Source organism: Bacillus sp. FSL K6-0069 (assembly GCF_038007785.1).
GTDB classification, from domain to species: Bacteria; Bacillota; Bacilli; order Bacillales; family Bacillaceae_G; genus Bacillus_A; species Bacillus_A mobilis.
In genome coordinates this window covers 3,026,059-3,042,961 of sequence record NZ_JBBOXN010000001.1, presented here as the reverse complement: position 1 = coordinate 3,042,961, position 16,903 = coordinate 3,026,059, and the positions used below count along the sequence as shown (strand labels likewise).

Here is a 16,903-nt window from a genome sequence, read left to right as displayed (position 1 = left end):
TCGCACAAGTGTGCGGTTGTCTTTTGTATAAGTGCTTTATTTTGAGAATAACGCTTTAATTTTATTACGCGTAAGTAATAAAACGCCGCCTAATACAGATAACATACCTAAAGCCATATTGTTTGATTGCTCACTACCAGCGTTAGGAAGTTTTTTAGCATTATTGTTTGTGTTTGTAGTACCAGTCTTTGTTTCAGTTTGTTTTGATTGAGATACTTCATTAATTTTGTTATCTACATTTTGCTTCGTTGTATGTACCTCAGCTAATTTGTCTTCAATTTTTTTCTCAGTATGTTTAAAGTCGTTGATTTTAATATCTAAGTCTTGTTTTTTCTTTGTTAAATCATCTGAAACAGTTTGTTTCGCTTGTTTTATCTCGTTAATTTTATTTAGTAATTCTTCTCTAGCTTTTTGTAATTCAGCAAGTTTGTTTTTTATATCTTGTTTAGCTAGTTCTAAGTTAGCGGAAAGACTATCTAAATTGCCTTTAATTTTCTTAAGTTCCTCTAACGTGTTACCAGTATTCGGCTTATTTTCTTTTAGCTCAGCAAGTTTGTCCTCAGCAGTTTGTTTTGCTTTCTTTAACTCAGCTAATTTTTCATCTACCTGTTTTTTAACTTCCTTAAGTTCATTAACCTTTTGATCGATGTTCTCTTTATGTTGCTTAATTTCATTCACTTTTTCATCGACAGTTTGTTTATGCTCTTTAATCTCATTCACTTTGTTATCGATATTTTGCTTATGCTCTTTAACTTCAGCAACTTTGTCTTCTACTTGTTTTTTATGCTCTTTAATTTCAGCGATCTTATCTTCGGCGATTTGCTTGTCTTGCTGAAGTTTTGCATCTAACTCTTCTTTACGTTGTTTAATCTCATTGATTTTTTCATCAGCAATTTGTTTACGCTCATGTAGTTCATTAACCTTCGTATCAACATTTTCCTTAACTTGGTTAAGTTCATTCAATGTTTGATCCACGTTTTCTTTGTGCTGCTGCAATTTCGCATCTAACTCTTGTCTATGTTGCTTAATTTCAGCTAATCGATCTCCCGTACTTTGCTGAGGAGTAGCATCAGTTACTTCCGCATGAGCAGAGTTTGCGCCAGCAATCATTGCTAAAGCTAGTGTAGACGCAGCGATTGTTTGTTTTGTTTTCATATTTTTGTACCTCTTTCCTATGAATGCACTCTATTGTGTAAAATTGAGCATATAATAATAGATTATTACATCATTATATACCATGTACGATGTCTAGAGGAAGTATTTGCATAATAATCTATCATTATGTAATTCTCATAGTCTCCTATTTTGGAGTAGGTGACAAATCTTTAACAAGATGCACAATTTCTTCTATAGTAAAGTTTATATCCTTGCTATTGCGAATAACAAACAAATAATCAGCCTCGTTTTCTATAGGATCTACTACATCTTCTTGTAGTGATTCAGACTGTTGTCGATCGAGTACTTCTTTGAAACTAGAATAACTGCCTCTAAAAATATTCGTACTTCGCGGGCTTCGAGCTACTCTTTCGTAAAGTACATCATCTGGAATATCAAAATGAACGAGTATGCGTACATAGTCTTCTTTTGGAAACAATTCATTTAGTAAATACATCCGGCCATTTCGGCTTCTATTTGAGTTGCAAATAATAAGGTGTAAATTTGTATGTTCTTTTGCATAATCAACAATGAATTTCGAAAGACCGTGTTTAAAGGTGTTGGCGCCTTCAGCCGGCTGTAATTTTTCATAATGCGAGTTAATAAATTCTGCTTGGTTATCTTGATCCATAACGAAAGAGTGGGGTAACTCTTTTTCTAGTTCTTGAGCAAATGTAGTTTTTCCGCTGTGTGTTTTTCCTACGGTAATGATCACTAATCGTTTCATATTGGCCTCCATATGTATTGTTATAATTTGGAACATTCTGTGTGGATCGACAATTTTCCTGCTAGAGAATATACAAATTGTTGGAGTGATAGCAGGCTGAAAAACTTGACAAAAAAACTTATTTATGCTATAATTTACCAATATAAAAATAAAGTGTATAATAGGGTTCTCCTGGCCAGGGGAACCCTATTTTTGTTGTGAAAATGAAGGAGTGTATGTGCGTGAAAAAAGGTGAAGCAAGTGTAACGTCGCTAGTATCAGCTTTCGGAAGGGCGTATCATAGTGAATTTGATCGTCCTAAAATCTTTGATGATTATGTAGCTAAAGATTTCATTCCACAAAAGGAACATAACGATATTGAAATGAACATGGTTCAAGGAATACATTTTTTTAATACAGACATTGCAGAGAAGTTTCAAGACAATCCACAAGAAATATTAAAATGGATTACACAAGTTCAATTATCACCAACACCTTTGGCACGCGCGGCATATTGTGAAAGAGTATTACTACATGAAATTATATTAGGCGCAACATAATACGTCATACTCGGTGCAGGCTTAGATACATTTAGTTTTAGACATCGAGAATTAGAAAATCAAATAGAAATATTTGAAGTGGATCATCCTTCTACGCAAGCGTTTAAAATACAAAGAGTGAAAGAAGCAGAGTATGAAATGCCAAACAATCTTCATTTTGTTTCGATGGATTTCACTAAAGATTTCTCGAAGCAAACATTAGTAAATGAAGGATTTGAAAATAAAAAGACTTTCTTTAGCCTATTAGGTGTTACGTACTATTTAACGAAAGAGGAGCTTTCTAGATTAATAGAATATTTATTCGAGATGGTTCCAGAAGGAAGTTCTATCGTATTCGATTATCCGGATGAAAACTTATTTACGGAAAAAGGATTGTCCAATCGAGTTGAAAATATGGTGAAAATGGCTACAGTAGGCGGAGAACCGATGAAATCGTGTTTTTCTTATACCGAAATGGAAGCACTATTAGAGAAGGCGGGCTTACTCATTTATGAGCACTTATCACCAAAGGATATCCAAACAATATATTTTGAAGGACGAAATGATTATTTAGAAGCTTTTGAGACGGTACATTATGTGCATGCGGTGAAGAAGTAAGGAATTAGTAGGCATGGGGAGGAATCTCTGTGTCTTTTTTTGTGGAAAACAAGAGGATGGGATTTATTGAAAAAGATAATGATAGGTATATTGCTACATGAGTTACTACATCTAAATGAATATCAGGAAGAATGTGGGGTGTATTTATATAAAAAAACAGAATATTCAACAAAAATAAACAATTATGTTATATAATGATTTTAATAAACCATATTTTAGAAATTAACCCCGATTGTGTAGAAATTATATTTTGTTTGGATAAGCTAAGATGTTTAGCTAAAAGAACTTGTAGTGGGGCTTGCTACAAGTTCTTTTATTTGTAAAATTTATATTGGATAAAATATGGAAAAAGGGAGGGTGTAAGTTTGATAAGAAATTTAAAGAAAGCAGCACTTAATTCGTTAGATGGGAAATGGGGAGTAAGTATAGGGGGATCGGCGTTATACTATTTTGTACCAACTTTAAGTGCATCAGCAATCGCTAGTTTTATATATTTAATATTTGGCTTGTTTATTGGGGTAATTGGTTTGGATGTTTTCTTTATTTATTCAATTGGTGGGCAGCCGCAAGTAGATCCAACAGCACTAGTTTTACTTATTCTAAGTTATTTTTTTATAGGACTGATTTGTTTTTTTATTTACAGTGTCATACAAGGTATCTTTAATTATGGGTATTCTGTTTTCACCTTACGCTTAGGTAAAAATGAAGATGCTAAGGTGGACGATGTATTTGTAGGGTTTAGGAAGAACAATTTGTTTAGATCAATGAAATTAGGAGTATTGCAGGCTATTTTTCTATTTTTATGGAGTCTGTTATTAATTGTTCCAGGTATTATTAAATATTTTTCTTATTCAATGGCATATTACATTTTAATAGAGAATCCGGATTATACAGCAAGTGAAGCATTAAGGGAGAGTAAAAGAATAATGAAAGGACATAAGTTCAAGTTATTTGTTCTTTGGTTATCTTTTATTGGTTGGTTTTTATTAACTTCATTTATAGGCATGTTTACATTTAATCTATCATTCATATTCATTTCCCCTTATTACAACACAACTGTCTCGCATTTTTACTTAGACTTAATTAAGAAACAGGATGCAAGAGAAGCGAGGCTAAGTATATAAAGAATATAAGTAGTAAGAAAATATGTATAATGTATCTTTTCTCGATTGTGGACATGCAATTAAGCATATCCCTTTTTAATGTGATATTGAAAGAAATAAAGAAGCTGCAATTGGATATGTTTTACTTATAATAATTTGGATAAGGATGTTATAACATTGGAGGAATTTAAAATGGGAAAGAGTGAAATGTTTCAAGATTTTAATTTTAAATTAGTAGTAATTGAAGCTTTATTAGATAAAGAGCCACTATTTTTAAAAGAATTAAAAGACTTAATAGATAAGTATACGAATCATTTTGAATGGTATGCAGGAGCTGGTCCGATTGTTGAAATTAGAGCTTTTTTAGAAGAGTTAATTTTGGAAACAAGTGATTTGGAAAAGATTGAATCCCTTTGCTTTGATGGAGGGAATGAAATTTATCATATTTTAAAACCTGATTGGGATGGTGAAGACAGTTTATTTGATGTAATATCTGTTGAAGGATTTCAAAATTTAAAAAATCTAAAAACAGTGGAATATATTTCACTGTGTTACCCGAAAGTATTAGAACCATTAAAACAAGCTGGAATAGAAATTGAGGATTAATGAGGGACAAGTTATATAATAATGGAAGTGATTCTTATTTAGAAAGAGTCACTTTTTCTTATGCAACAAACAAAGCAGAATGGAGGATACTATGATACTAATCGATAAAGATGGTGAAGGCTACTGGAGTAAAACTGTTGATTTAGGCATTTTAGGTAAATTCAATAGCATTTTTATAGATTTAGATGGATGCGATATAACAGGGGCGACGGATAATATGACTCAAGAAGAAAGGGTAGAAAAAGCTACAAAATATTATGGTAATAGATTCAAAGAGTTAGAAACAAATGTTGGATTTATAAATGAGCAATTTCTAATGTGGATTATAACGCATTTATGTGATATAGAATATCCATTTTGGGAATTCGGTGATAAAGAAGAAAGTAGTGAAGGTTATCCAGATTATATAGTAAAAGAAGAAATAAAAAAATTCGAAGATGAAAATGGACAATTGCAACATGATCCGTATAGTCCAAGTCCGATTTATAGAGAAATTCAGAAATATAATGCATTTAATAATGAAGATAATTTATTAAGCTATGAAATCCTAACGAAATATTTACCGGTTCTTGATTTCAAAAAATTTGTAGATACAATTAGACCTAATAGTATAGATACATTTGAAGATAACATAAACTTTCAAGTGAGTAGTGAGGTTTGTGGTGGAATGTTACTTTGTGCTACTTACGGAACAATTTATGCTAATAATGAGCTAGAAGTTACGCATAACTGTTAATACAAAGATTAGCGATAGGTATATCGCTACACATCTATTAATTGAAAAATATTAATTACAATCGAGCGTAAAAAAACGCGATTCTTAGTAAAAAAATAGTGTTTTTTTACTATTCAAATATGATTACATCTGAATTTAATGAAGATTTCTTCTGCAAAAGTAGTAGTTTTTTTATTTGAATTTACTACCTCAGTTGGATGTATCATATTTCAATCTCGATAGAATAGTAAAATGGAGTTTATATAGTATATTTTTAATAATTTATTTTATATGTATCGTTTGGATGAAAGAGAGAAGTGCTTGAAGAGTAGTTCTCTTTTTTATTAAGTTTTTGAAACAGCGCATTATGTATATACAGTAAAGAAGTAGAAGATTAGTAGGCATGGGGAGAAATCTTTATGTCTTTTTTTATGAGGATTTTTAATTTTAAAAATATATTGTAAGAAATAATTTACAATTTGTAAAAAATAAATTACAATTATCTAAAGAGGTGTTGCTATTGTTGCATAATAAAATTGTAGTTTGTCGAGCAGAAAAAGGTTGGACCCAAGAAGAACTGGCAACAAGAGTGGGAGTTAGTCGTCAAACTATCGCTACTCTTGAAAAGAATAAATATAACCCTTCTCTAATTCTTGCCTTTAAAATCGCAAATGTATTTGAAAAGCCGTTAACCGACGTATTTGATTATCTAGAGGAGTGATACATATGTTGTTGTTAAAAATTTTGTTATTTGGTTTAATAGTGATAAGTAAGATGTATGTAATAAAATTTCAATCAAGTGATGAAGCAAACGACGAAAGAGGAAGAGAAATTCTATATAAAACAAATAATGCTTTGTACAATATTCTATATTTAGGTATCCTTGCCATTATTGTTTTACAATTAATTGATATTATTCCTTTGAAATTTCTACCTGATTTGTTGTTATATTTTGCACTTTCATTAAGTGTGTTAGGCAGTATTTTTATATTTATCAACAGAAACAGTAAAAATTACTAATACGAGTTAAGTGTTTAATCTTGTTCTGTTAGTTGATTAAACAAAATGTTTTTTTAGTAGGCTACATAAAATAATCAATCTTTTTTATAAAAACTTAAGGAAGCCAGAAGAACCCCACACATTTTAATCAAAATGTGTGGGGTTCTTCTTTTTATAGAATAAATATTTGCAGCAATACTTTGTTCAAATTCTAATTAAAACTAAAATCCACCTTTTCTATTATAAATTTTTGTAGTTTGGAATATATCTATTTGATTAACCTAACTAGTATTTTAGGGGCCTTAACTGAAACAATAAATATAACTTCATATCAATCTTGTTAATGAATTTCATTGCCCTCGGATAAAGGACAATAGTAGAACTTTGATTTTTATTACAATTTTGTAAGGTTAAGTAATAAAAATCGATAGAATGGGATACTCTGATTGATGGGTAGAATATTCTGAAAAAGGGGTAGAGCAAATGAAGAATAGGCAAAAAGCATCGATAATATGCAAAAGTATTTTATGTTTAATGATTTGTATATTCATTACGAATGAAGCATGGTTTACAAATGTGGTGAGGGCAGAATCGGGCACATTAACTGATAGAAGTATAGAGGATTTCAAAAAAAAGCTGGATGAACAGGTACCAAAATGGCAGGAGAATTATGAGGTACCAGGGGTTGCAATAGGGATTGTACATGAGGGGCGTATTGCTTATACACTTAATTACGGTTATGTAGACAAAAAGACAAAAAAAGCGGTGAGTGATGATACATTGTTTCAAGCTGGTTCCATATCTAAAAACCTTACAGCGTGGGGAATCCTACATCTTGTAGATGAAGGTCGTTTATCACTAGATGATCCCGTTGGAAAATATCTGACCAAATGGAAATTACCTAATTCAGAGTTTAATAATAATGAAGTCACAATAAGAAGATTGTTAAGCCATACAGCAGGGCTGTCTGCACATAAAGGATACCTCGGGGTTGCACCAGGGAAACATCTTGACTCTATTGAGGAGTCTCTATCTGGAAAAGGATGGCTTAATGAACCAGTGGAGGTTACCAATAAACCAGGTTCAGAAACAATTTACTCTGGTGGTGGATATACAATTTTACAACTTGTAATGGAAGAGGTTACCGGAATACCGTTTGATCGTTATATGGAAGAACAAATTATGAAACCTTTAGGAATGAAATCTAGTTCATTCTTACAACGTCCTGAAAACTATAACCTGTCGAAAGCTTATGGATATTTTGGAGAGGAGCTCCCTAGTTACCAATTTACCGAACAGGCTGCTGCAGGTCTTAAGACAAATGTTACCGATATGATGACATTGATACTTGCAAGCATGGATGCAAATAATAAAGGGAATGGTGTCATCAAAAGTGAACGTGTTACGGAAATGCAAAAGCCGGTATTAGGGGAGAATGGTTTAGGTATATTTGAAAAAAAACTATCTAATCAATGGAAATTAATTTATCACTCTGGTGACAATCGAGGGTGGCATTCTTTTTATGGTTTCATTCCTAATACAAAGGATGGATTGGTAATCCTTACGAATAGTGAAGGTGGTATAGACCTACGACAGGATATTTACCACGCATGGATTGAATATGAAACGGGAAAATTACCTGAAAGTTACTTCTCTCTAGCTGAGCAGAGAAAAAACAACTCTATTACATCAATTGTTATTGGAGCCACACTTGGTTTATATTTGCTGCTATTTGTAATTAGATTGTACAAAGGTAGAAGAACTTTCATTTTTAAGCAAGAGAAGAAACCTTACATAAGATTAGTAGTTAGGGTATTTTTACTTAGTATTACTGCTATCCTCGTTTTTTGTGCTGCCTACTTGTGGAGAGTTTTCAGCTTGAATTCCGGTAATACAATAAATTTTATTCTAATAATGGTATGGATTATAACATTATTAATTAGTGGATTTTTCCCGAAAATTAGAAGTAATAAAAAACAACGTATGAAAATAAAAGATTTAACATCAAAATTTACATGTATGTAATGTAAAAGGGTAGAAAGCTAGATTGGCGTGAATCGCTAATTGTGGTTTGCAAAAAACGACAAAATCTCTTAAAAAACACTTAACTTTTAACTCCATCTATCTTTACAATCCCTCCTTATAATGTGAATTGGACAAGCACCTAAGAGAAAGCAGAACATGTCAGTTTGTACATTCTATTATTAAGGGGAGAATTTGTATGAAAAAGACAGTTGCTTCGTTAGCAGTTATGGCGGCATTATTGCCGACGTTTTCAGCACATGCGGAAGGGAAAGAGCAAGTTCGAAAATCAGCTACAACTTTTAATGTTATTAGTGATATTCAAGGGGACTTAGGGGATTTTGACCACGTATTAAAAGATATGAACAAAGTGATGCCACTTTCTAGAGCACTTATTATGAATGGGGATATAACGTCAACTGGACAACAGTCACAATATGATGATGTGAAGCGTGTGCTAAACAAAAATAAGCATCCAGAGAATGTATGGTCAACTGTGGGGAATCATGAGTTTTATGCTGGTAAATGGACAGCTGATGGGAAGCTCTCTCAAAGTACATGGCCAAATGGTGTAACGGAAGAAACGTTATTCAACCGCTACTTACAATTTAGCGGGCAAGAAAAGGTATATCATAAAAAAGAATTAGACGGTTATCCGCTTTTATTTTTAGGAACTGAAAAATATATGAAATACCACGATTCAAAAATGTGGGATGAAGTATTTATGAGTGATGATCAACTAGGTTGGTTAAAACAAAATTTAGAAGACTACAGTCAAAAAGATAAAAATAAGCCAATCTTCATTTTCTCTCATCACGTTTTACCTGATACAGTATCTGGATCGAGGCAATCACCGTACTTACAAGATTATTTAAACGTCGATAAGTTGTACGATATATTAAAAGACTATCCGCAAGTTGTTTTCTTCACGAGTCACACGCATTGGGATTTAAACTTACCAGATTGGGCTGGTAAAAAGAAAATTGCAGGCGGAGATAAAAAAGGATTTACTGTAGTAAATACAGGCGGAATTGAAACGGGCTGGATGTCAGCCGGACCAAATGGTGGAGAGAAGACTGCTCCTGATGGTTATTCATTTAAACAAGGGCTACAAGTGAAAGCATATGGTAACGACGTAATTGTAACAGCTTACGACTATAAACGTGATAAGGATATAAAGAAGCTATTAATTAGTGATGCGAAGGTCGCACAAATGGCACCAAATGTCACCGCTGATGATAGTAAAAATATAATCGTCGGTGCAACGGAGTATATGGAGTACTCTGTAGAAGGAACGAACGAGTGGCTGACGTATAATCAAGGAAATCCTCCAAAATTTGATGGGAACAAGATTGTATACGTACGACATAAAGGAGAAATGAATTTAGAACCAGGATTAACGCAGCTACTTCGATTTTCGGCAAATAAGTGATTGGTAAGAGCCTACTTTTGAATGAGTGGGCTCTTTTTGTTTTGTCACTTTTTGTTGGTAAGTCGATATATTTGAAAAATCGCCGATATAAATTTCATGTACCGTAATGAATTTTATATCCTTAATGCAATTTCATGCACCAAAACCAAATTCCAATACATTTTTCCTCCAGAAAGGTGACTTCATCATTTTTACATGCAATAATAGTATCGTTACATACATTGTGAAAGAAGTACAAAAGGAGCGTTATTAATGAATTTAGCTAAATTCCCGAGAAAAAAATATACAGAATCATATACACCAATTGAAAAATTAAACAATTTTTCTGAGGCACTTGGCGGGCCGACTATTTATTTTAAACGAGATGATTTACTTGGTTTAACAGCAGGTGGTAATAAGACGAGAAAGTTAGAGTTTCTAGTTGCAGATGCACAGGCAAAAGGTACAGATACATTAATTACAGCTGGTGGTATTCAGTCAAACCATTGCCGTCTAACTCTTGCAGCTGCGGTAAAAGAAAAAATGAAATGTATTCTTGTATTAGAAGAAGGGCTTGAGCCAGAAGAGAAGCGAGACTTTAACGGAAACTATTTCTTATATCATTTACTAGGTGCTGAAAATGTAATTGTTGTACCAAACGGAGCAGATCTTATGGAAGAGATGCATAAAGTCGCGAAAGAAGTAAGTGAGAAAGGTAGTACACCATATGTAATACCAGTTGGTGGATCAAATCCTACTGGTGCAATGGGATACGTTGCTTGTGCGCAAGAAATTATGGCGCAATCATTCGATCAAGGAATTGATTTCAGTTCAGTCGTTTGCGTAAGCGGTAGCGCTGGTATGCACGCTGGTTTAATTACTGGTTTTGCTGGAACACAAAGTAACATTCCTGTAATCGGAATTAACGTAAGTAGAGGAAAAGCAGAACAAGAAGAGAAAGTAGCAAAACTTGTAGAGGAAACTTCAGCTCATGTTGGTATTCCGAACTTTATCTCGCGCGAAGCTGTGACATGCTTTGATGAGTATGTAGGACCAGGTTACGCGTTACCAACGCCAGAAATGGTGGAAGCAGTTCAATTACTTGCGAAAACAGAAGGTATTTTACTGGATCCAGTGTATACAGGTAAAGCGGTAGCGGGACTAATCGACTTAATTAAAAAAGGTACATTTAATAAAGAAGACAACATTTTATTCGTACATTCAGGTGGCTCACCAGCTTTATATGCGAATACGTCTTTATTCGCGTAAGTGTAAAAAAGCATTGGGTATCCAATGCTTTTTTGTTATATAATGGAATTGTTAGAAGGTGAGAGGAGGGCGTATATGAGTTCAAACTTACAATGGATTATATACACGGTACTCGGCATTTCTATTTTACTCATTTCATTTGTGGCTTATGGGATTTATTTGTATTTCACTTAAGTAAAATAGTAACCAAACCAAAGGAAAAATAAAATGATCGCTGTGTTACATAGCGTAAAACATAAACCGATAATGGCTAACATTTTCTTCTCAGCTCGGCTACAAAAAGAGACAACTGCTAATAGGATTGCTATAACAGCGGAAGCTAATATGAAGTAGGCGAAAGGCACGACATAATCTACTCCAACTCGGTCTAAAATAGGTGTGAAGAGAAAGAGATTCATAGTAACGAATATACTTACAATGAGAAACGTATAACTTTTCCAAGTGTATGTTTGTAACTGCATGGAACGATACTCCTTTCTCTTTATTATTTATATCTTTAAGTTTAAATTAATTACCTTTATTTTACAAATTAAAATATTTTGTATTGAAAAGAGGGGATTAATATGAAATTTAGAAATTGGTCTTTAGTTATTATTAGTATCTGCATATTCATAATAACCGGCTGTTCAAATGTAATAGAAAATGAAGATCAAAGAATCGAAGTGCAAAAACGTATTGGTGATAATGAATATGAAGATCTTAAGGTAGTGACAGATAATAATGAAGTGTTGCAAGTAAAGAAAATATTACATGATACTACTTTTGAAAATAAAAAAGTGGAAATGTCTCGTCCAGCTGATTATCACTTTATTTTTCAATTTAAAAATCCGAACATAGAGGCGAAAGCTGTGTTGTATCAAATTTGGGTAAGCAAGAATAAGGATAAAGTGGGAATTAAAGAGGGGGATAATCAGTACGCTCAATTAGAAGGGAAACATGCAACCACGTTGTTTCAAATCGTTACAGGGGAGAAGTTAGCTGAATAAACGTATATAGAATTATAGGAATCCAGTTCGTATTTTGCATTTTGAGAGATACTTAGTTTTCAATAAAAATAGTTATCTTTTGATATTGGAATAAATATTGAGAATCGGATAAAATGGAAATTGGACATTGACTTGATGAGCATAGGTTTCTACGCTTATAAGCAGATTCATGCACCTTAACGTGTGCGGTAATCTGCCAATGAATAATAAAATTAGGAAATATATTGTTTTTACAAAGATTCGATGTTATGTTTAATTTTCTTAATATAATATTTCCCTTATATAGGAGTGGCTATTTGAAGAAGTTAATATTATTAGTTTTATTGGCTACATGCTGCCTCACCATTGCAGGATGTTCTAATAATAGGATTATAACAAAGGATGAGTCTAAAACTTCAACACCTGTAAAGATTAAACGTATCAATAAAGCGTGGTACAAACATATATAATAGTTTAAAGAATCTTGAAATTGTTGATGATAAAGATTATAAGGTGCAATTAGTTAGGCCGATAGTAAATGTTGTGAAACATGGCGGAAAGCAGGGAGCATGATTTGCATTTAAATGTATATAATATGCGACATTAAAATAGTCACAAAAAAGAGTCTACATGTAGTCCTTTTTTTGTGGATATTTTTCATAAATAATAAACACCCTATGGTGCTTCCCTCTGATTTGAACGATCTGAAAAGTATTTTATCAAGTTAAGTAGTATCGTTCTTCAAAATTTGGCGAATGCGAGGGGCACGTAATAGCTCGATTGTTGTGATCCTTTTCACTTTATCTATCATTTTTATATATCTTACTATTAAAAAATCTAACTTTAATCGATTAAATGAGATAAATTCTGGTTAAAAACAATGAAATTTTAGGGAAAATAAGGTACACTATTCAATGGTTTTGGTTTAAAATCAATTGACGTTTATGTATACGGGGGAAAGATTGATGAACAATAATTCAGTAAATGAATCTGTTGAAGAAGTTGAGAAAAAACGGGTAAGAACAAAAAAGCGTTTTACAAATTGGAAACTTATCGCAGCGGGTGGCGGTGTAGTTGCAATTCTTATTGGGGGATTGAGTTATTACCAGGCAACTCACTTCAATTCAAATGTTACGATTAATGATACAAAAGTCGGTGGTTTGAGCGCTGATCAGGCAATGCAGGAATTAAAAACATCTGGACTAGCAAACAAAGTCTATATTGATCAACAACAAATTTTAGATGAACAAGATACAAAAACGGAGCTAACGGAAAAAGACTTGCCACAAGTTAAGAAACTATTAAAAAGCCAGTGGACATTTTTCCCTTCTACAAAGGAAAAAGATTATTCATTGTTACCGAAAGAAGCGGATCAGTATCGTAGTGAAACGATGAAAAAACTTGTAGAAGAAAAGCTTGTTTCTATGAATGAAAATTTAAAAGCGCCTCAAGATGCTATGGCGAAGCTCGAACAAGGAAAAGTTGTAATTTCGAAGAGCGTTGATGGAAAGCAGTATGACGTTACGAATCTACTAAAAGATTACGACAAGCAGAAGCATAAAAGCGAAATTCATTTAAAGTCTGCATACATACAACCTATTAAAGAAGACGATCCAATTATCAAAAAAGAAGAGAAAGCATTACAGAATCTTCTTGGGCAGTCTGTTGATTATAAAGTGCAGAATGAAGTGTACTCATTAAAAGCGAAAGATCTCATTCAAAATGCGTCTATGTCAAAGGATATGAAAGTGACAATCGATGCGAGTGATATTAAGAATAAGATTACTGAAATTAATAAGGAAAAATCTACACTACATAAAGACTTCGCTTTTAAAACACATTCTGGTTCGGTCATATCAGTAAAAGGACAAGGATACGGCTGGGCACTAGATGTGGAAAAAGAAACAAAACAAGTTCAACAAGCCTTTGAGAAAGGTGAAAAATCGCTTTCTGCTTCTAATATTCACGGAAATGGTTGGGAGAAGGAAGGTATCGGCTATGAAACAACATCGAATAATGGCATCGGAGATACATATGCGGAAGTTTCCATTGCAGATCAACAAATTTGGATTTATAAAAATGGAAAATTAGTCGTTACAACAAATGTCGTAACGGGTAAACATAGCACGGGTGAAGATACATCACCAGGTGTGTGGTACGTTTTATATAAACGAACTCCATACACGCTGAGAGGCAGCGCAGTAGGGAAAGCTGATTATGCAGTGAAAGTAGATTACTGGGTCCCATTCACAAATAGCGGTCAAGGATTCCATGATGCCGGTTGGCGAAAAGACTGGGGAAATAATGCTTATGTAACAGGGGGATCAGGTGGGTGTGTAAACCTTCTTCCTAATGTTGCAAAAACTGTATATGATAGTTTGAACACGAATGATCCAGTTATCGTGTACTAGAAAATAGCTACGTATTAAGAAATACATAAAGCAGGACATTTTACTTGATGGTACATGAAAAGACACCTCTTGAATTCGCATACGAAGTATGTAAATTTAATGGAGGTGTTTTTTGTTTGAAGACAAGAGTTCATTGCTTATAAGAAATAAAGTAGAAAGGGATTGAGGTGAAGTAACAGGTATTCAAAAAGTCAATAAAATTGACATTGAATATCATTTTCATTTATGATGGAATCGTCGCATGTAATTTTATATAATTTTTATGAAAAAGTTTACTAATATAATAGATTTCTAATAAGATATCCCATTTAAGAATTTAAAAGTAGGAAAGGGTAATATAAAAATGAACTGGAAAAAAGGCGGATTATGGATTATTATTTTTTTCATTGTAAAAGGTACAATTTCTACACTTTTAATCGTTACAGGTGCTAAATATTTTGATTTGTCATTTATGCAGATTTTCGTACTAATACTGATTTTATTACTGATTTCTCTCATAAGTCGAAAATTGCTGCATAGACATAGACAAAACAAAAAGCAAAAAGAGCTAAATATATAATAATGAAATGAATCCGAATAGTGGTATATAAAAAGACACCTCCATTGAATTCGCATACTAAGTATGTAAACTCAATGGAGGTGTTTTTCATTTGAAAGTAAAGTTTTATGATCTAGAAGAAATAAAATGAAAAAGGGTAGTTATTCAAATCAATAATCGCTTTTCTTAATGAATTACAATTCGGAGAGTTCTTTCTGGACTTTCAGACGATAGTCTTTATTACCAAGTAATTTTGATTCGAACGAATTCAAATTGTTTCGAATGAGCATTCCCTGCCATAAGTTCAGTTTATCTGTTAAGATAACCATTTCAATCTTATCGCTATTATGATTTTCTGAGTATAATGCGTCGTTTGCTATAAATGCAGTTGATCCACCTTTTGCACCAAGATGAACAAAACGCTCATGGTTGCCTTCGTTCATCTGCATTGGCCACTCAAGTAAATCCCTTGCTGTTTCAGCAGCTTTCACTGGAAGTTGATCATTTGATATAACAGCTAATAACTTCCCATAATCATTGGCTGATGCACCAATTAGACGATCGGACCATACTTTTTGTAAATCTAAGGACAAATCAAATGAATAGTCTTCACTTTTGATCGTTCCTTTTTTCATTTGCTCACTTAAATCTTTCGCTAAGTTCCGGTATTTCTCAATCGGCATCGCTTCAAGCTTTTTTACTAATTGTTTGTTCTCCGTTGATCCACTTTTCAAGTGCTCTGAAATTAAGAGGGCACTTACAATCGGATAGACTTCCTCATGTTGCGTAAGTCCAAGAGATTTTGCCCGTTCATTGATAGCTGCTACGCCAAGCACATCAATAAGATAATCTGTATTGGCATTAGAGCTATAGCTTATCATTCCTTTTGCAACGTCATGTAGGCTTACTGCATTATTTTTAAGCCTTTTTTCACTAGCTATCGATTTCAGCCACTCTTCATGTGCATTACCATCCGTACCTTTTAAATAATAACGGGTTAACTCATCAAGTGACACAGTGCTATCTTTATCTAACAAGCCTGCATCAACCTGCATCGCATATTCTACAGCTATTAGCATCTTCACGGTGCTTGCTAATGGTCGAACGACATCTGATTGATAAGTAATTAATTCAACACCATTTTCCGCCAAGTAAAAAGATGTTGTTTGCGGATTGTCTTTCAAATGGTTCAAAACGTAATCAGGATTGTCTCGGAATACAGAGTAGGCTGCAATTCCTAACATAAGAATAATCGAACCATAAACTAGTAATCTCTTCTTTGTATATGTTTTTTTATCGAATACAATCATTGCAATAAAACCGACCACAACTGCAAGTAAATAATTTACATTGAAAAATAAAACCGCAATGATAATTGTTAGCACAATAACTAATGTCACAATAACTTTTCTAATTTTCTCTTTTGTCCTGTTCTCTTTTTTTAGTAAAGGCAAAGGTGCGGTAATTAAAATTCCTAATATCCCAATCCAAGCCCAAATATTCATACTGCCGACCCCTTTCTTACGATATATAGAAGTGACTTAATATTTTCTTCTTAGTACCGTTATGATGGTTGTATGAAGGATCATTAAACCTGAGATTAAAAACCAAATAACTAATTTATATGTAGCATAATCCAGGTGACTAATGAATTGGTCATACAATTCGATCAAAAACCATCCTAAAGGCATTAAAGGAAATACAATACCATAGGATTTATTTGAAATGCTCTTCCCGCGCTCATCCTTATTCTCTTCGCCCATTTCGAATTTCAGTGAAATAAAGACTGCAATAAAGAAAATAATTACATAACTAATACGTAGAATAGCTAGAAAAATTTCCATAT

General features: G+C 33.1%; 16 protein-coding genes and 1 pseudogene. 12 read left to right on the top strand and 5 right to left on the bottom strand.

The features are described 5' to 3' along the window. Nucleotides 1–36: 36 nt before the first annotated feature. Both MHB74_RS15575 and MHB74_RS15570 read right to left on the bottom strand, forming a co-directional pair. Nucleotides 37–1,155, bottom strand: coding sequence for an LPXTG cell wall anchor domain-containing protein (locus MHB74_RS15575; protein WP_061677764.1), 1,119 nt, complete (start codon nucleotides 1,153–1,155; stop codon nucleotides 37–39). Nucleotides 1,156–1,300: 145 nt separating this feature from the next. Continuing rightward, on the bottom strand, nucleotides 1,301–1,894 hold the full coding sequence (locus MHB74_RS15570; RefSeq protein WP_141658055.1) for an ATP-binding protein: 594 nt from the start codon (nucleotides 1,892–1,894) through the stop codon (nucleotides 1,301–1,303). Nucleotides 1,895–2,097: 203 nt separating this feature from the next. On the opposite strand from MHB74_RS15570, the pseudogene MHB74_RS15565 reads away from it, so the two are divergent. The 9 genes and pseudogenes from MHB74_RS15565 to MHB74_RS15525 all read left to right on the top strand — a co-directional run bounded on the left by MHB74_RS15565 (nucleotide 2,098) and on the right by MHB74_RS15525 (nucleotide 11,143). Further along, nucleotides 2,098–3,018: pseudogene (locus MHB74_RS15565) on the top strand (class I SAM-dependent methyltransferase). Nucleotides 3,019–3,383: 365 nt separating this feature from the next. After that, the gene (locus MHB74_RS15560) at nucleotides 3,384–4,142 is read left to right on the top strand and encodes a DUF975 family protein (protein WP_061677762.1); all 759 of its coding nucleotides are present in this window, start codon (nucleotides 3,384–3,386) and stop codon (nucleotides 4,140–4,142) included. Nucleotides 4,143–4,313: 171 nt separating this feature from the next. After that, on the top strand, nucleotides 4,314–4,727 hold the full coding sequence (locus tag MHB74_RS15555; RefSeq protein ID WP_061677761.1) for a DUF6892 domain-containing protein: 414 nt from the start codon (nucleotides 4,314–4,316) through the stop codon (nucleotides 4,725–4,727). A 91-nt stretch (nucleotides 4,728–4,818) separates the two neighbouring features. Then, on the top strand, nucleotides 4,819–5,463 hold the full coding sequence (locus tag MHB74_RS15550; RefSeq protein WP_033691898.1) for a hypothetical protein: 645 nt from the start codon (nucleotides 4,819–4,821) through the stop codon (nucleotides 5,461–5,463). A gap of 499 nt (nucleotides 5,464–5,962) precedes the next feature. Beyond that, a complete protein-coding gene (locus tag MHB74_RS15545) occupies nucleotides 5,963–6,163 on the top strand; it encodes a helix-turn-helix transcriptional regulator (RefSeq protein ID WP_000903049.1) in 201 nt (66 codons plus the stop codon). A 5-nt stretch (nucleotides 6,164–6,168) separates the two neighbouring features. Continuing rightward, nucleotides 6,169–6,462: a hypothetical protein gene (locus MHB74_RS15540; protein WP_033691900.1), complete on the top strand. Its 294-nt coding sequence runs from the start codon at nucleotides 6,169–6,171 to the stop codon at nucleotides 6,460–6,462. A gap of 462 nt (nucleotides 6,463–6,924) precedes the next feature. Further along, nucleotides 6,925–8,466, top strand: a complete 1,542-nt coding sequence (locus MHB74_RS15535) for a serine hydrolase domain-containing protein (RefSeq protein WP_061677760.1) — start codon at nucleotides 6,925–6,927, stop codon at nucleotides 8,464–8,466. A 196-nt stretch (nucleotides 8,467–8,662) separates the two neighbouring features. After that, entirely contained in the window at nucleotides 8,663–9,895 is a 1,233-nt protein-coding gene (locus MHB74_RS15530) for a DUF4073 domain-containing protein (RefSeq protein WP_061677759.1), read from the top strand. Between the two features lie 252 nt (nucleotides 9,896–10,147). Further along, nucleotides 10,148–11,143: a D-cysteine desulfhydrase gene (locus MHB74_RS15525; RefSeq protein ID WP_061677758.1), complete on the top strand. Its 996-nt coding sequence runs from the start codon at nucleotides 10,148–10,150 to the stop codon at nucleotides 11,141–11,143. Between the two features lie 170 nt (nucleotides 11,144–11,313). Here the strand turns inward: MHB74_RS15525 and MHB74_RS15520 are convergent, their stop codons facing one another. Next, nucleotides 11,314–11,604, bottom strand: a complete 291-nt coding sequence (locus tag MHB74_RS15520; protein ID WP_061677757.1) for a hypothetical protein — start codon at nucleotides 11,602–11,604, stop codon at nucleotides 11,314–11,316. Nucleotides 11,605–11,706: 102 nt separating this feature from the next. Between MHB74_RS15520 and MHB74_RS15515 the strand changes: the two genes are divergently transcribed. From MHB74_RS15515 to MHB74_RS15505, 3 genes are all read left to right on the top strand, one after another. Next, complete coding sequence (locus MHB74_RS15515) at nucleotides 11,707–12,129, top strand: hypothetical protein (protein ID WP_061677756.1); 423 nt, start codon at nucleotides 11,707–11,709, stop codon at nucleotides 12,127–12,129. 944 nt (nucleotides 12,130–13,073) lie between these two features. Next, nucleotides 13,074–14,519, top strand: coding sequence for a L,D-transpeptidase family protein (locus MHB74_RS15510; protein ID WP_061677755.1), 1,446 nt, complete (start codon nucleotides 13,074–13,076; stop codon nucleotides 14,517–14,519). Nucleotides 14,520–14,862: 343 nt separating this feature from the next. Continuing rightward, nucleotides 14,863–15,078 carry a hypothetical protein gene (locus MHB74_RS15505; protein ID WP_061677754.1) on the top strand — a complete coding sequence of 72 codons (216 nt, stop codon included), beginning with the start codon at nucleotides 14,863–14,865 and terminating at the stop codon, nucleotides 15,076–15,078. Between the two features lie 173 nt (nucleotides 15,079–15,251). Here the strand turns inward: MHB74_RS15505 and MHB74_RS15500 are convergent, their stop codons facing one another. Together MHB74_RS15500 and MHB74_RS15495 are read right to left on the bottom strand one after the other, a co-directional pair. Beyond that, nucleotides 15,252–16,457 (bottom strand): serine hydrolase, encoded by a 1,206-nt coding sequence (locus MHB74_RS15500; protein WP_270400996.1) that lies wholly within the window; start codon nucleotides 16,455–16,457, stop codon nucleotides 15,252–15,254. Between the two features lie 141 nt (nucleotides 16,458–16,598). Then, nucleotides 16,599–16,901 (bottom strand): hypothetical protein, encoded by a 303-nt coding sequence (locus MHB74_RS15495; protein ID WP_061677752.1) that lies wholly within the window; start codon nucleotides 16,899–16,901, stop codon nucleotides 16,599–16,601. Nucleotides 16,902–16,903 lie beyond the last annotated feature (2 nt).

Bases quoted from the DNA above. Each gene is read 5' to 3' on its own strand.
- MHB74_RS15575 (WP_061677764.1), bottom strand. From the start codon at position 1,155: ATGAAAACAAAACAAACAATCGCTGCGTCTACACTAGCTTTAGCAATG.
- MHB74_RS15570 (WP_141658055.1), bottom strand. From the start codon at position 1,894: ATGGAGGCCAATATGAAACGATTAGTGATCATTACCGTAGGAAAAACA.
- MHB74_RS15555 (WP_061677761.1), top strand. From the start codon at position 4,314: ATGGGAAAGAGTGAAATGTTTCAAGATTTTAATTTTAAATTAGTAGTA.
- MHB74_RS15550 (WP_033691898.1), top strand. From the start codon at position 4,819: ATGATACTAATCGATAAAGATGGTGAAGGCTACTGGAGTAAAACTGTT.
- MHB74_RS15540 (WP_033691900.1), top strand. From the start codon at position 6,169: ATGTTGTTGTTAAAAATTTTGTTATTTGGTTTAATAGTGATAAGTAAG.
- MHB74_RS15535 (WP_061677760.1), top strand. From the start codon at position 6,925: ATGAAGAATAGGCAAAAAGCATCGATAATATGCAAAAGTATTTTATGT.
- MHB74_RS15530 (WP_061677759.1), top strand. From the start codon at position 8,663: ATGAAAAAGACAGTTGCTTCGTTAGCAGTTATGGCGGCATTATTGCCG.
- MHB74_RS15525 (WP_061677758.1), top strand. From the start codon at position 10,148: ATGAATTTAGCTAAATTCCCGAGAAAAAAATATACAGAATCATATACA.
- MHB74_RS15520 (WP_061677757.1), bottom strand. From the start codon at position 11,604: ATGCAGTTACAAACATACACTTGGAAAAGTTATACGTTTCTCATTGTA.
- MHB74_RS15515 (WP_061677756.1), top strand. From the start codon at position 11,707: ATGAAATTTAGAAATTGGTCTTTAGTTATTATTAGTATCTGCATATTC.
- MHB74_RS15510 (WP_061677755.1), top strand. From the start codon at position 13,074: ATGAACAATAATTCAGTAAATGAATCTGTTGAAGAAGTTGAGAAAAAA.
- MHB74_RS15505 (WP_061677754.1), top strand. From the start codon at position 14,863: ATGAACTGGAAAAAAGGCGGATTATGGATTATTATTTTTTTCATTGTA.
- MHB74_RS15495 (WP_061677752.1), bottom strand. From the start codon at position 16,901: ATGGAAATTTTTCTAGCTATTCTACGTATTAGTTATGTAATTATTTTC.